Raw genomic sequence first — 14,561 nt, forward strand, 5'->3', positions numbered from 1 at the left:
GTTATTTAACTCTGATTTAGATAAGGAAAACCAAGATGTTTAACGCTTATAGAAATACCCGTATTGAATACCATATTCTGCAATCTTTCCCCGTCACTTGCCTGAACCGGGATGATGTAGGGGCACCTAAATCGGCGATGGTTGGCGGTGTGTCCCGTGCACGTGTCAGTTCACAGTGCTGGAAGCGGCAAGTTCGCCTGGCAATGCAGGAGTTTGGTGTGAAACTGGGTATACGCACTAAAAAAGCTGAAGCCATATTTGTCAGGGCTTGCCTGGACGCTGGTGCCAGCGAAGAGCAAGCCGCTGCTTGCGGAGCCAAAATAGCCATTTTGTTGAGCGATGACACCCTGTTGTTTATTAGCGATACCGAAGCCGCAGCCTTTGCGGATTATGCACGGGAACACGATTTTGACGACAGCAAAATTAAGGATAAAGAACTGGCCAAGGTGGCTAAGAAAACTCTTAATCCGGCGCTGGATGCCCTGGACATTGCATTGTTCGGTCGCATGGTTGCCAAGGCGGCGGATATGAATGTTGAGGCTGCAGCATCATTTTCTCATGCCATTTCCACCCACAAGGTCAGTAACGAAGTAGAGTTTTTTACCGCATTGGATGACAGGCAGGAAGAACCCGGTTCTGCGCATATGGGGAGTCTGGAATTTAACTCGGCAACCTATTACCGATACATAAGCCTCGATCTTGGCCAACTGGCGCAAACTATGGGGGAAGATGACCTGCACAAAGCCGTTGATGCCTTTACCAAAGCTTTGTTTGTTGCAGTCCCCAATGCGCGTCAGACAACTCAATCCGGCGCAAGCCAGTGGGATTTTGCTCGAGTAATGGTACGCAAAGGGCAGCGCTTGCAGGTGCCTTTCGAAACCCCGGTTAAAAAAGCAATAGAAGGCGGTTATCTGCGAGCCAGCATTGATGAACTGAAGTCTCAGCTTGATAAAAAAGAAAAACTCGCAGGTTCCCTGTTTGGCAAACTGGGTGGTTATAACTGGGGTGAGAACGAAGAATACAGTATTGATGACCTGATCCGTGATTTGCAAAGCCATATTGAGTTAAACCCGGCGCAGTGAGGCAGATAATGAACGCAATGACTGATCCTTATTTGCTGCTGTGGCTGGAAGCGCCCCTTCAGTCCTGGGGGCACGACTCCAAATTTGGCCGTCGGGATAGCTTAGATTTTCCCACCAAATCAGGTGTGTTCGGCTTGCTTTGCTGCGCCCTGGGCGCAGAGGGTAAGCAGACCGAAAGGTTGGCGCGCTGGGCGGATTGTGACATGCAGGTCCAAGCCTATGTGCTGAAAGATAAAAGAGGGCAGCCGTTACCACGTCAGCCATTGTTGAGGGACTTTCATATGGTGGGTAGTGGATACAATGACCAAGATCCCTGGCAAAATCTTTTAGTTCCAAAAACCAGCGATGGAAAAAAGGCCGTGGGTGGTGGAACTAAGATGACCTATCGCTACTATCTGCAAGATATGGCGTTTGCCGTTGTGCTACAAGGTTCGAAGGATGAACTGGCGATGCTAGAAGCTGCATTGCACAGCCCTGCATGGGATCTCTATTTGGGGCGCAAAAATTGTGTGCCAACGGAGTTTATTGCTCAGGGCATCTACGAACACGAAGAGCTTGCATTCAACCACGCAGGGCACATGGCTGAAGCAAAGAATCGTTGCCCGGTGTTTAGTGTGCTTCAAGGTGAGCACCATGGCGAGGTGTTGACGCTTAATGACGTTCCAGTGCAGTTTGGCGATCACAAGTTGTACCGTGACCGCCGGGTTACTGTCATGCCGGTAGCTTGATTATGGCGGGGGGGCAGCGTTTATTTGTTAAAGTTACCCGTGACTCACTGCCTCAGGTAAAGGACAAATACCCTTTCTTGTATTTGGAACGAGGCAGGCTGGAGATAGACGACAGCAGCATAAAATGGATCGATTCGACCAATAACGTGGTGCCGCTGCCTGTTGCCACTCTCAATGCTTTGCTGTTGGGGCCGGGCACCAGCATTACCCACGATGCAGTAAAAACGGCAACGGCTGCTAACTGTTCGGTTTGTTGGGTAGGGGAAGACAGCCTGCTGTTTTATGCTGCAGGTTTTTTACCCACGGCCGATACGCGAAATTTAAAGCAGCAGATTGAGCTTGCCGCTGATCCGGTAAAAGCCGAAGAGGTGGCTCGGCGTATGTTTGCCCGACGTTTTCCCGATGCAGAATTAGGAGGAAAAAGTCTCAAAGAAATGATGGGCATGGAAGGACATCGGGTTCGCGCGCTTTATCAGGCCAAAGCTGAAGAATACAAAGTTGGTTGGAAGGGAAGAAACTTCGTCCCCGGAAAGTTTGATATCAGTGATGTGACCAACCAGATACTGACCGCCAGTAATGCTGCGTTATACGGCATACTTTGCTCCGCCGTGCATAGCATGGGGTATTCACCTCATATTGGGTTTATTCACTCCGGCAGTCCCTTACCTTTCATCTATGATTTGGCTGATTTGTACAAAGAGCAGCTGTGTATTGACCTGGCTTTTGCTCTGACTCGTGATATGGCTGGTCGCTACAATAAACATAAAGTTTCAGAGGCGTTTAGAGAGCGGGTTATTAAGATGAATCTGATGGCTAAACTTGCCGATGATATACAAGAGATGTTGGGGGTGGGGCGTGCTCGTAGTCATCGCAAATGATTTGCCGCCTGCGGTGAGGGGACGCATGAAGCTCTGGTTTGTTGAACCCAGAGCAAATGTGTTCGTATCCGGCATCAAGGATTCTGTTGCCAGAACAGTCATAGATTACTTGTACAAACATTGTCCCCCAGAGTCAGGTATCGTGATGTTCCGCTCTTTACCTCAGCCTCCTGGTTATGAGGTTTTTAATATTGGTCCTACACGAAAATCCATGACTCAGATCTGTGGACTACAACTGGTAATAGAAACCCTGAAATCCCTGTAAATCGAATATCTTGTATTTTTCATGTGGTTCTTTAACAATATGTTGGTGTCTTCCCCACGACCGTGGGGGGGTTTCCTGAGGTGGTTTATGGCAAATGATTTATGGCAAGTCTTCCCCACGACCGTGGGGGGGTTTCCCTTGTCTTCGCCGTCTGGCTCATACACCGCAGGTCTTCCCCACGACCGTGGGGGGGGTTCTTTTGCCATTTGTGCCGCTGCGCTCTTGTATGAGTCTTCCCCACGACCGTGGGGGGGTTTCCCAAGCACTCTTGGGCTTCAAGGTTTGCTGGTGGTCTTCCCCACGACCGTGGGGGTGTTTCCCTATGAGCCTTTAGTTGCAGTAGGCTCTTAACGTCTTCCCCACGACCGTGGGGGTGTTTCCAGGGTATTATTTTTTCACAAAGTAGTTGCAGCGTCTTCCCCACGACCGTGGGGGTGTTTCCTAAGGACATTCCAGTCCCCAAATCAACCGAATGTCTTCCCCACGACCGTGGGGGTGTTTCTAAACAGGTCTAAGTACCTGTCGTTCGGGAAGGGTCTTCCCCACGACCGTGGGGGTGTTTCCGGATATGCTGGTCCATGTGTCGGGTGTAACTGGTCTTCCCCACGACCGTGGGGGTGTTTCCTACCAACCTGCGCATCTCGTCTGGCCGCTCTGGTCTTCCCCACGACCGTGGGGGTGTTTCTACAGCACTCTGTCGCGTATGCTGTCGTACACGGTCTTCCCCACGACCGTGGGGGTGTTTCCAGCCCCACAGCATCCGGCAGTACTGATGTTGTGTCTTCCCCACGACCGTGGGGGTGTTTCCTGCCCGGCCCCGGTTTGCCCTATGATCGCGTTGTCTTCCCCACGACCGTGGGGGTGTTTCCCATTTATGTGGCTGGTTCCACAGGCCCCAGCGGTCTTCCCCACGACCGTGGGGGTGTTTCCCTGTTTCGATTGGCAGCACGGCCTCCCATGCTGTCTTCCCCACGACCGTGGGGGTGTTTCCGGCGGTTAGCCGGTTTCAGGTAGACAGGTTTAGTCTTCCCCACGACCGTGGGGGTGTTTCTATTGATAGTCCCGCTGTTACCGGCATAGTCCCGTCTTCCCCACGACCGTGGGGGTGTTTCTCCAGCCAATCAACGAGCAATCATCAGCAGACGGTCTTCCCCACGACCGTGGGGGTGTTTCCGACCGTGCTGGTTATTATGAAGTTCCCATTTTGTCTTCCCCACGACCGTGGGGGTGTTTCCTGGCCTGTTTTTGTGTCTCTGACCAGACAGGGGTCTTCCCCACGACCGTGGGGGTGTTTCCCTCACTGTCGGTGACTACCTTGACCTGAGGGGGTCTTCCCCACGACCGTGGGGGTGTTTCCCTCACTGTCGGTGGCTCCCTTGACCTGGAAGGGTCTTCCCCACGACCGTGGGGGTGTTTCCCCGACATTCTTGGCCAGATGACGGGCATGGAAGTCTTCCCCACGACCGTGGGGGTGTTTCTTCGTCGCTCATTCGATTGTCCTGCGATTAACGGTCTTCCCCACGACCGTGGGGGTGTTTCCTCAGCGACACAATCAAGCATGGTGTTGATGGTGTCTTCCCCACGACCGTGGGGGTGTTTCTGCCCTGAGCGCTTACCCTTTGGATTATGCACAGTCTTCCCCACGACCGTGGGGGTGTTTCCTGAGTGTTTTGGAGGAAACGGTTAAGCCGAAAGTCTTCCCCACGACCGTGGGGGTGTTTCCTTTGTATCCCTGTGGGGCAATGCTGCATTTACGTCTTCCCCACGACCGTGGGGGTGTTTCTTTGTCGAACAAGTCCCCGACGCAAACATGCAGGTCTTCCCCACGACCGTGGGGGTGTTTCCAGCGTTGAGCTGATGCGTGGGTTTAATCGGCCGTCTTCCCCACGACCGTGGGGGTGTTTCTCAGCGCCGCCCGTGTACTTTCGAATCTTTTAGGTCTTCCCCACGACCGTGGGGGTGTTTCCCCAGGGCCTGGGCCGACAACACCGACGACGGGGTCTTCCCCACGACCGTGGGGGTGTTTCTTCGCAGAAGGGGAAGTGGTGCACCTGATGGAAGTCTTCCCCACGACCGTGGGGGTGTTTCTTCTGCCGCGGCATCGTCTGGTAGGCTCACCAGGTCTTCCCCACGACCGTGGGGGTGTTTCCTATCTCTGAAGCTAGCAGGTGTGGCCCCGTAAGTCTTCCCCACGACCGTGGGGGTGTTTCTGCTGACAGCACTGCATCGATTCGCTTCGATAAGTCTTCCCCACGACCGTGGGGGTGTTTCCAAGCCGTATTCGATGCCACGGATAACTTATGGGTCTTCCCCACGACCGTGGGGGTGTTTCCAGCAGTCTGTAGCCGCTAACTGTCGCGGCTGCGTCTTCCCCACGACCGTGGGGGTGTTTCTATCCACAATCACCCCAACTACAGAAGCCAGCCGTATTCCCCACGTCCGTGAGGAGGGCCTACGGGGTGTCACCAACAATTGAAAGCTGATCCACTAACCTTCCCAACCAACAAGAAAAATGAGTCTGGAACCATACTTTCAAACCAACCCAAGGAGTCACAATGCTGACTGTATTAGCCATTTTGTATTTACTGGGCTTATTTGCTTACTTGGTGCTACCTGCGCTGTGGGATGAATTGCGCAAAGCCTGGCGGAGCAGTTAGGCCTTCAGCCTGATACTCGCTTTCACCACAGAGACACGAAGGGCACAGAGAAAAGCAGGAGATCTTTATGTGTTTGATAACTCTGCGTTCTCTGCGCCTCGGCGGTGAATAAATTAAGACTTCTCGCAGTGACGCAGGGACGCTGAGAAAAGCACGCAAAGAGATAACGCCTTGATCCACCCTGTGTTCTCTGTGCCTCTGTGGTGAAAGTTGATTTTCAGCGTTCGTGCTTTTTGTGGTAAAAATCTGTAAAACCTTAGCAAGTCTTGAGTCGGTACCACTATCACTTATGCATAAAAACTTCAGTTATCCCAAATTGGTTTCCCTGATTCACACTATGCCGTTTAAGCAGGATTTGCGGTCTGCCGATTATATCCTTGGCATGTTAACTGCTGTTGCGTCTGCGCCAACCCTGATCCTGCCGTCTGACTGGACCCCCTTGCTCTGGCGAGATGACGAAGAACTGCAAGATCTTAAAAAACCTGCGCGTAAGCAACTGGAACAACTGGTTAGTGAGCTGCTTACTTGGTGGGATTATTGTATGAGTTGTTTTGGTGAGCAGCAGCAATTGATATTGCCTGAGCACTTGGCTATTGGTGAAGACGCCATTGTTTCTCAGTTGGTAAAGGAATTTGCTGAGGGCTATCTGGTTGCCAGCAAATGGCTGGATGAAGTGTGGCAGGAGGTGATACCTGAAGAGGATAGTCCGGCGGCTGATTTGCGTTCTGCGGTGCTGGTCACCATGCTGCAGTGTTATAAAGAAGAGATGCGAAATCTGGATGATATGCCGGATTTTGTGGCTAAAATCGCCAACCGGGAAGTCGATGAGTTTGCTCTGGATAAGCTGCTAAGTGCTTTAGGAGAGTTAGGTGCAGCGCTTTATGAGGATTATGCAGAGGCAGATACCTATTTAGAGGATTATGTACCGATTGAGGAGCCGTATGTGAACCCGATGCGGGATGTCGGCAGAAACGATCCTTGTCCCTGTGGCAGCGGCAAGAAATATAAGCGTTGCTGCGCCCTCAAGGTACAATAACTGATGGCCTTGTGCATGCTATTGAAACCTCCGCGCTCTCTGTGCCTCGGCGGTGAATAAATTAAGACTTCTCGCAGTGACGCAGGGGCGCTGAGAAAAGCACGCCAAGAGATAACGCCTTGATCCACTCTGTGTTCTCTGTGCCTCTGTGGTTTTTATAACTTTGTTCAGATCAATTTCACCACAGAGACACGAAGGGCACGGAAAAAACCAGAAGATCTTGGGTTTAAGCTATTGAAATATCAGTGTTCTCTGTGCCTCGGCGGTGAATAAATTAACGCTTCTCGCAGGGGCGCTGAGAAAAGCACGCAAAGAGATAACGCCTTGATCCACTCTGTGTTCTCTGTGCCTCTGTGGTTTTTATAACTTTGTTCAGATCAATTTCACCACAGAGACACGAAGGGCACAGAGAAAAGTAGGAGGTATCCGGCTATAAAATTTTGAAAAATAGGCGATTTCTGTATCTCGGCGGTGAGCAAAAGTATTAGTATCACCCCCTTCGTGCACTTCGTGTCCTTTGTGGTTAATCAATTTGAAAGCAGCCAAACTTACCACGAAGAGTTTGTTTTTGAGCGGGGCAATTCTTGCCGAGCCTGAAAGTGATAATTCTCCGTGTTCTCTGCGTCTTAGCGAGACGGGAATTGGTCTTTTTTTGTCAAAATCGATACAGATTTCAGCGCCAATAGCCAGTACAATCCCTACCACACCGCAAATGGAGTAACAGATGGACCTCATTAATTTACTGACCTTTGTCGTCGTTGTGGCGCTACTGGTGATCTCCCCTGGTCCGAATGGACTGTTGATTGCCAAGACCGTGCCGGTTTCCGGTCGCGCTGCCGGGTTTGCCAATATCGGCGGATTTGTTGCGGCGTTTTATGTCCATGGCACCTTATCGGTATTTGGTATCTCTGTGTTGCTGGTCCAGTCTGCCCAGGCGTTTTTTATCTTTAAGGTGCTGGGGGCCATGTATTTATGCTGGATTGGCTTTAAGTCGCTGTTATCAGCCTGGAAAGCCCAGTCTGTTATTGCTGATGCGGGGGTAAAACCTGGCGCTAAAGCGATCAGCCACGCCGGGGCATTCGCGGAAGGCTTTCTGACTAATGTGCTGAATCCCAAGGTGTCGATGTTTTATCTTGCGGCCTTTCCGCAGTTTCTGTCGATGGATGCGCCAGCCAGTCAGGCCTATTTGCTGGTATCAGCACATGCGCTAATCAACCTTATCTGGTTCTCTTGTATGGTGATGTTGTTGTCCCGGCTTAAAGGATTGGCCGGTCGCCCCCAATTCACCCGCTGGCTTAAGTCTGTTACCGGCGTGGTGTTTATTGGTTTTGGTGCCAAGCTTGCCTATCTCAAACCCTGATTCGGGCTGACTGGTTTTTGGTTGTGTGGCTGCTGCCATAGGCAGCGTCACACAACCTGTTGCTACTTTATTCGGAAAAGTAATGCCTGTAAGGATTGCCCTTTTTGCACTGTTGTTGCTGTTAAGCGCCTGCAGTAAGCCGCTGCCTGAAGACAAACAAATGTATGCCGGAGAATGGCAAAGTCAGGAAATGTACCTGCTGATTCTGCCCGACGGGACAGTGGCTTATAAAAGATTAAAAAATGGCGGTTCGACCTCGGTAAACGGCCCGTTAAAGGAATTCAACGGTAACGACTTTGTGGTGGGTATTGGCCCACTAAGCACCACCTTTGAAGTCAGTGAACCTCCGCACGAGGTGGACGGGCATTGGCAGATGGTGGTGGATGGGGTGCGACTGACCCGCAGCCCTGATTAAACCCAAGTTACCCAAAATAAAGTTATATAAGGAAAAATAATGCACCCAAACAGACACGCGATCGCTTTTGGAAGTTTGGTCTTTTTGATTGTCATTGGTATTGCTTTGATTCTCGCAGCCTTATGGGCTTGGCCGAAATACAAAGTATATAAGTTGGAAATGAATGGTATTGCCGCCCTTAGGGAAGCGGAATGGAGTAAAAAAATACTGATTGAAGAAGCTAAAGCCAAAGAGCAGGCTGCATTAATGCAAGCGAAAGCCAAGGTCACCCTGGCGCAAGCTGAAGGGGAAGCACAGATTGTTAAGGCTAAAGCAGAAGGGCTGGCAGATATTGAGAGAGCCAAAGCGGCTGCAGAGGCCAATAAGATTATTGGCGAATCACTAAAAGGCAATGAAGCGTACTTACGCTATGTATGGATAAAAGGTCTTCAAGATGGCAATGGCGAGCGTATCTATATTCCTACTGAAGCAGGTTTGCCAATATTAGAAGCTGGAAAGGCCAGCAAATAAGGCTTTTTGCATAATGATGAGACGACCTACTTACGGTGAAGATCATTATGTACTCCATGATGCAGAGGAACTTCACCACCTCTATCCGGATACATTTTCGATACCAGACAAACACAGGCGCGAGTCATTAGAAATTGGCGCACTTGTAAAGCTTATTTTCAGTATGCAAGTGACCGCAGGCTCAGAAGAAACGTCTGTTGAGAGAATGTGGGTTGAAGTGACAAGTATTGAAAAGGGACACTTTGTCGGTCGACTGGATAATCAGCCGTATGGCAGCAATTGCGTAGTCTGCGATCAAGTTGTGTACTTTCAAGCCTGTCATGTGATCGACATTTATCTGGGTGAGTAGTGGTAAAGTCAAAAATATGCAGATATGGCAGGTCATTGGACTTGCCTGAGTTTCATACGTTAGGGACAGTAAATGAGAGCCGAGCTTAGAGCTAAAATTATCCAGATATGTCATAAAAAGATCGCAAGCAAAGGGGATAATGTCGGCTTGTCTTTTTATGCCTTCTTTGCCAATAAAAATGACGACCCGGTGCTGTTAATGGAAGCCGCCACCTGGTGGATCCAAACCCATCAGTTAGATCATTTTGTTAAGGCGACCACCATTAAACGTATGGTTGAACAAGGTCTGTAGTACCTGGAGGGAGCCGCTGCGATGATTAAAACCACTTTTCACAATAAGTCCCGCCGACTCAGAAAAAAACTCCACCTGGGTGAGTTCGCCCAATGCGGCGTGGATATTCTATTGCACCTTAGCGATGCACAAGAGCAAACCGACAGTGCGTTCTTTGCACAGTGGGATAGTTGGGTGCAAAACCAGGCGCTCTGCTATACCAGCAGCAATGTGCAGGGCACATTGCATATCACGTTATTTAGCGACGCCGACAGACCTGGGCTTACCGAAGTGTATACCCAGTGCGGTTTATGGCTGCATACCCAGCCTTTAGTCAGCCAGGTTAAGGTAGGGGCGCCCTATGATATCTATTATGACGCCCGCCCCTTCAGCCCTGCAGGTGCTGATTAAAGAATGCCACAGTACGCTGCCAGGCTAATTCGGCGGCTTCTTTGGCGTATCTTGGCGTTGAGTCATTGTGAAAGCCATGCTGGGTGCCGGGGTAAAAGTGCACCTGGTAGGTTTTTTTCTGCGCCTCCAGGGCCTGCTGATAGGCGGGCCATTGGCTGTTAACCCGCTCATCGTTTTCGGCGTATTGAATCAGCAGTGGGGCCTGAATATTGCTTACCTGCTCAAGTGGTGCAGCAGAGCCGTAAAAAGGCACGGCCGCGTTAACCAGCTCGGGCAGTTGTGCGGCCATCAGATTAGTCATGGCGCCGCCAAAACAAAATCCTACCACCCCCAGTTTACCGTTGCCCTGTTCAAGGCGTTTGGCATAGCGGGCGGCGGCAAATAAATCTTCCCGCAGTTTATCGCCATCCAAACTGCGCTGCATGGCGCGTCCGTCATCGTCGTTGCCGGGGTAACCGCCAACCGGTGCCAGGCCGTCAGGGGCCAGGGCAATAAAGCTGGCCTTGGCAAAACGCCGGGCCACATCTTTGATATAGGGGTTTAAACCGCGGTTTTCATGAATGACTAATACTACCGGGGCAGGCTTGGCCAGCGGCTGTGGCAGCACCAGATAACCTTTACCTTCACCATGACCGGCCGGGGAAGGGTAACTAACATAGGTGGCTTTGATCTGCGGATCGTTAAAAGACACCTGCTCGGCCGCTGCATAATCCGGGCTTAAGTATTGATACAGCGTCAGGGCCGTGATGCCGCCCACGGCCAGTTTGCTCAGGCCCTGTAAAAATGCCCGCCGGTCCATGCGGCCATGGGCGTATTGGTCATAAAGCTGGAACATTTCGTCGGTTAGCGCGGGGTGGCGTGGCTTGCTCATGTGTTTTCCTTTAGCCTCAAAGCTTTTATTGTAGAAGCTGTTTTTTGATTGTGATTTTGCAGTCTGTTGCCGCTTATCGCTATTTACAAAGTCACTGGTCGCAAAACAGGCAAGGCGATGGCTTGAATCTGGTTCTGTTCGTGCGCATGTACTGAACGTGCAATTTACCCAACTAAGGACGCATCATGACCGACAATAACGACTATATCCCACCCAAAGTCTGGACCTGGGACGCCGAAAGTGGCGGTAAGTGGGCCAGCATTAACCGCCCGGTATCCGGCCCCACCCATGAACAAGCCCTGCCGCTAGGCAAGCATCCCATGCAGTTGTATTCGCTGGCCACGCCCAATGGCCAAAAAGCCGCAATTATGCTGGAAGAGTTGCTGGCACTGGGTATACAGGAAGCGGAATACGATGCCTGGCTGATTGATATTGGTGAAGGCAATCAATTCTCGTCGGGGTTTGTTGAAGTGAACCCCAATTCCAAGATCCCGGCCCTGCTGGACACCAGTACCCAGCCGCCAACCCGGGTATTTGAATCCGGCGCTATTTTGCAGTATCTGGCGGATAAGTTTTCGGTACTGGTGCCAAAAGATATTAAGGGCAAGGCGGAGTGTCGTAACTGGCTGTTCTGGCAGATGGGCTCGGCCCCTTATCTGGGCGGCGGCTTTGGCCATTTCTATAGCTATGCGCCGTTTAAAATGGAATACCCCATCAACCGCTTTGCCATGGAAGTGAAACGCCAACTGGATGTGCTGAATCGCCATCTGGCTGACAATCCATATATGGCGGGCGAGGAATATTCTATTGCCGATATTGCTATCTGGCCCTGGTATGGGGATTTGGTGCTGGGCAATATTTATGATGCTGCAGAATTTTTGCAGGTGCAGGATTACCAGCATGTACTGCGCTGGGCCAGGGAGATTGCCAAACGCCCGGCGGTACAACGTGGCCGGCGGGTAAATCGCACCTGGGGCGAAGAGCAGGAGCAACTGGCCGAACGCCATAGCGCCGCCGATTTGGATTAAGCCTTTGATTTGAAAATCTTAATGTCACCACAGAGACACAGAGAACACTGAGATTTCAATAGCTTAAATCCCAAGATCTCCTGCTCTTCTCCGCGTCCTTCGTGTCTCTTTGATGAAATTGATCTGAACAAAGTTATAAAAACCACAGAGACACGGAGAACACAGATATTTCAATAGCTTAAACCCCAAGATCTCCTGCTCTTCTCCGTGCCCTTCGTGTCTCTGAGGTGATAATTTTCGGTCTTTTCGTGTGGTTCGAGGTAAGTACTTTACTGAGGTTCAGAGCGCACCACAGGTAGGTAAATATCGGTTCTAAGAGCCGATTCCTCAACCATCTCAGGGTCGTCCAAATAATGATAAATACAAGGCGAATCGGCCGGCCACAAATCATCCATGCCTAACAGCGTCAAATAGAGATTATCCACCGTCGCCTCCAGCCCTGCAAAACTGCCAAGATGACGGGTACGCAAATAATCCCCCTGGGCGCTGTCCTGCCAGAAAAGGTTATCTGGCAGCTCGCGTGGTGCTTCACTTAGCAATAAAGCACTGTCAAACTGCCCGGCTTGATTGTCTGAATCATCCCTGGGCATACCGATAATGGCTTGTACCACTTCAGGCCCCCCAGCCTGTTCAAACAACATGCCGTAGGTATCGAATAAATCCGGATACAAATGTTCGGTGCGCACTGTCATTAGCCGCATGGGTGCCAGTGACACCAGCTCCACCGACAGCCAGCCAGGCGGATTGGCCGCCATACCGCTGGCGGGGTGAGACAAGCGCCCGGCAATCACGTCCAGTAACTCGGGATCGTCGCGAAGCTGGGACGGGCTTAAATGCGCCTGGCGTTTCATCGCCTTGGCAAATGCCTGACTGGAAGAGAAACCAGCTTGCAGTGCCGCATCAGTGACGGTGGCAGCCGCAGATAAATGCCGTGCACCCGCGGCCAAACGCAAACGACTGATGGTTTGGGCACAGGTTTCGCCAGTTACCAGACGATACAGGCGGTGAAAATGAAAAGGCGATAATGCGGCAGCATCGGCCAGCTTTGCCAGATCCAGAGGCGGCGAATCGAACAAATGGCTTTGCAATAAGGCCACGGCACGCTCTATACGCGCCAGCACCTGCGTTTGACGGTCTATCATTGCTTATCTCCAGAAGGTGAATACAACCTTACTTTAGCCTTATCAAACTGCCTGCGCGTGTCCCACCTTGCTGTTTTTTTAAACTGAAACTTAAAATCAATGTTTACCACAGAGGCACAGAGAACACAGAGATTTCAATAGCTTAAACCCCAAGATCTCCTGCTCTTCTCCGTGTTCTCTGTGCCTCTGTGGTTATATTTCGTCTTTTAAGTGTTTTAGACGTTGTAGTCAGGATACGTGCTATTGCCACTGTTTTTTTACTGTGGCGATGGCGTTGGTGCGTTCCCGGTTCAGTGCCTCTTTAATGGCTTTGCCCTGTATGCCCCTGGCAATAATCTGCTGCACATCCACTGCCGCTGCCGCGTGGTAAGCAGCACGAAAAAAGTCCGCCTGCGGGTAAGGCGTATGTTCAAAGTGCAAACGGCCCCTGGCATCGGCTTCACAGGCCAGCAACAGCTGCTCAAAACGAGCCGGTTTACGCCAGGCATCGCAATGATTTAATACTTTAAGCACAGTGGTGGCCTTCAGTTCCAGGGCTTTATGCAGATGGGTATGAAATTCGCTGACCAGCAATGCCAGTTCGCGACAGTCATTAGGCACCTTCAGGCGCTGACTGATCTGCTCCACTGCCGCCAGCCCCAGCTTTTCATGACCATGGTGAGTTGGCCATTTGTCTGCTGGCGTCAGACCCTTGCCTACATCATGCACAAGGGCGGCGTAGCGCACCGCCAGATTGTCAGAAAGGGCGGCAGCCTGTTGCAACACCATCATGCTATGCACGCCGGTATCTATTTCCGGGTGCCATTTTGCCGGTGCTGGCACGCCCCACAGGGCATTGAGTTCTGCAAACCAGCTATCCAGGGCGTCAGCGGCGCGCAGGGTTTCAAAATAGACCTCGGGGCTGTCTTCCAGCAAGGCGCGGCTGGTTTCTTTCCATACCCGCTCGGCACTCAGCGCCTGCAATTCACCGGATTGGGCGATATGGCGCATCAGTTCCAGGGTTTCCACCGCTATGCCAAAGCCAAGTTGATGGTAACGGGCAGCAAAACGGGCCACCCGTAACACTCGCAGAGGATCTTCGATAAAGGCATCAGATACATGCCGCAGCACTTTATTATGTAAGTCCTGCTGGCCATGATAAGGGTCGATAATCTGACCTTGCTCATCCATGGCCATGGCATTCACGGTCAGATCGCGACGCAGTAAGTCTTCTTCCAAGGTCACGCTGGGGTCGGCAATACAGTCAAAGCCGGTATAGCCTGCCGCCGTTTTGCGTTCGGTGCGGGCCAGGGCATATTCTTCGCCGCTGTGCGGATGCAGAAACACCGGAAAGTCACTGCCTACCTGTTTGTAGCCCAGTGCCAGCATGTGTGCTGGCGTTGCCCCCACCACCACATAATCCCGCTCGGTAACGTTGCGGCCAAGCAGGGTATCGCGAACCGCGCCGCCCACCAGATAAATCTTCATAAATAATGCCATTCCAACCGGCGACGATAATGCGCAGCCAGGCAAACAGGCACAGCCAGTGATGTGCCCTAAAGGTGCCAATCGGTGCATTA

Annotated in this window: 15 protein-coding genes and 1 CRISPR repeat array; of the genes, 12 read left to right on the forward strand and 3 right to left on the reverse strand. The window is 51.5% G+C overall.

From position 1 onward, the window contains the following. The first annotated feature begins 35 nt into the window (after nucleotides 1-35). The 11 genes from cas7e to ABD028_RS19195 all read left to right on the forward strand — a co-directional run bounded on the left by cas7e (nucleotide 36) and on the right by ABD028_RS19195 (nucleotide 9,961). Entirely contained in the window at nucleotides 36-1,082 is a 1,047-nt protein-coding gene (gene cas7e / locus ABD028_RS19150; protein ID WP_343847067.1) for a type I-E CRISPR-associated protein Cas7/Cse4/CasC, read from the forward strand. A gap of 17 nt (nucleotides 1,083-1,099) precedes the next feature. Further along, on the forward strand, nucleotides 1,100-1,810 hold the full coding sequence (gene cas5e, locus ABD028_RS19155) for a type I-E CRISPR-associated protein Cas5/CasD (RefSeq protein ID WP_343847068.1): 711 nt from the start codon (nucleotides 1,100-1,102) through the stop codon (nucleotides 1,808-1,810). A gap of 2 nt (nucleotides 1,811-1,812) precedes the next feature. After that, complete coding sequence (gene cas1e, locus ABD028_RS19160) at nucleotides 1,813-2,688, forward strand: type I-E CRISPR-associated endonuclease Cas1e (RefSeq protein ID WP_343847069.1); 876 nt, start codon at nucleotides 1,813-1,815, stop codon at nucleotides 2,686-2,688. Between the two features lie 25 nt (nucleotides 2,689-2,713). Continuing rightward, on the forward strand, nucleotides 2,714-2,953 hold the full coding sequence (gene cas2e, locus ABD028_RS23325) for a type I-E CRISPR-associated endoribonuclease Cas2e (RefSeq protein ID WP_425542138.1): 240 nt from the start codon (nucleotides 2,714-2,716) through the stop codon (nucleotides 2,951-2,953). 47 nt (nucleotides 2,954-3,000) lie between these two features. Then, nucleotides 3,001-5,346: a CRISPR direct-repeat array (repeat unit 28 nt; unit sequence GTCTTCCCCACGACCGTGGGGGTGTTTC). Nucleotides 5,347-5,899: 553 nt separating this feature from the next. Continuing rightward, nucleotides 5,900-6,646: a UPF0149 family protein gene (locus ABD028_RS19165; protein WP_343847070.1), complete on the forward strand. Its 747-nt coding sequence runs from the start codon at nucleotides 5,900-5,902 to the stop codon at nucleotides 6,644-6,646. Between the two features lie 724 nt (nucleotides 6,647-7,370). Then, nucleotides 7,371-8,006, forward strand: a complete 636-nt coding sequence (locus ABD028_RS19170) for a LysE family translocator (RefSeq protein ID WP_343847071.1) — start codon at nucleotides 7,371-7,373, stop codon at nucleotides 8,004-8,006. Nucleotides 8,007-8,088: 82 nt separating this feature from the next. Continuing rightward, on the forward strand, nucleotides 8,089-8,421 hold the full coding sequence (locus ABD028_RS19175) for a hypothetical protein (RefSeq protein ID WP_343847072.1): 333 nt from the start codon (nucleotides 8,089-8,091) through the stop codon (nucleotides 8,419-8,421). Nucleotides 8,422-8,460: 39 nt separating this feature from the next. Further along, complete coding sequence (locus tag ABD028_RS19180; protein WP_102795953.1) at nucleotides 8,461-8,931, forward strand: SPFH domain-containing protein; 471 nt, start codon at nucleotides 8,461-8,463, stop codon at nucleotides 8,929-8,931. Between the two features lie 13 nt (nucleotides 8,932-8,944). Next, nucleotides 8,945-9,280 carry a DUF2314 domain-containing protein gene (locus ABD028_RS19185; RefSeq protein ID WP_343847073.1) on the forward strand — a complete coding sequence of 112 codons (336 nt, stop codon included), beginning with the start codon at nucleotides 8,945-8,947 and terminating at the stop codon, nucleotides 9,278-9,280. A 72-nt stretch (nucleotides 9,281-9,352) separates the two neighbouring features. After that, entirely contained in the window at nucleotides 9,353-9,571 is a 219-nt protein-coding gene (locus ABD028_RS19190) for a DUF6500 family protein (RefSeq protein ID WP_102795952.1), read from the forward strand. Between the two features lie 21 nt (nucleotides 9,572-9,592). Next, nucleotides 9,593-9,961, forward strand: coding sequence for a 50S ribosome-binding protein YggL (locus ABD028_RS19195; RefSeq protein ID WP_343847074.1), 369 nt, complete (start codon nucleotides 9,593-9,595; stop codon nucleotides 9,959-9,961). Here ABD028_RS19195 and ABD028_RS19200 read toward each other — a convergent pair. Further along, complete coding sequence (locus ABD028_RS19200; protein WP_343847075.1) at nucleotides 9,939-10,832, reverse strand: dienelactone hydrolase family protein; 894 nt, start codon at nucleotides 10,830-10,832, stop codon at nucleotides 9,939-9,941. The two genes, ABD028_RS19195 and ABD028_RS19200, sit on opposite strands and share 23 nt — an antisense overlap. A 185-nt stretch (nucleotides 10,833-11,017) precedes the next feature. Between ABD028_RS19200 and yghU the strand changes: the two genes are divergently transcribed. Then, the gene (yghU, locus tag ABD028_RS19205) at nucleotides 11,018-11,860 is read left to right on the forward strand and encodes a glutathione-dependent disulfide-bond oxidoreductase (protein WP_343847076.1); all 843 of its coding nucleotides are present in this window, start codon (nucleotides 11,018-11,020) and stop codon (nucleotides 11,858-11,860) included. Between the two features lie 269 nt (nucleotides 11,861-12,129). Here the strand turns inward: yghU and ABD028_RS19210 are convergent, their stop codons facing one another. Both ABD028_RS19210 and ABD028_RS19215 read right to left on the reverse strand, forming a co-directional pair. Next, on the reverse strand, nucleotides 12,130-13,002 hold the full coding sequence (locus tag ABD028_RS19210) for an AraC family transcriptional regulator (RefSeq protein WP_343847077.1): 873 nt from the start codon (nucleotides 13,000-13,002) through the stop codon (nucleotides 12,130-12,132). Between the two features lie 240 nt (nucleotides 13,003-13,242). Further along, nucleotides 13,243-14,469 (reverse strand): multifunctional CCA addition/repair protein, encoded by a 1,227-nt coding sequence (locus ABD028_RS19215; protein ID WP_343847162.1) that lies wholly within the window; start codon nucleotides 14,467-14,469, stop codon nucleotides 13,243-13,245. Nucleotides 14,470-14,561 lie beyond the last annotated feature (92 nt).

This window comes from Bowmanella denitrificans, from assembly GCF_039522935.1.
GTDB lineage: Bacteria > Pseudomonadota > Gammaproteobacteria > Enterobacterales > Alteromonadaceae > Bowmanella > Bowmanella denitrificans.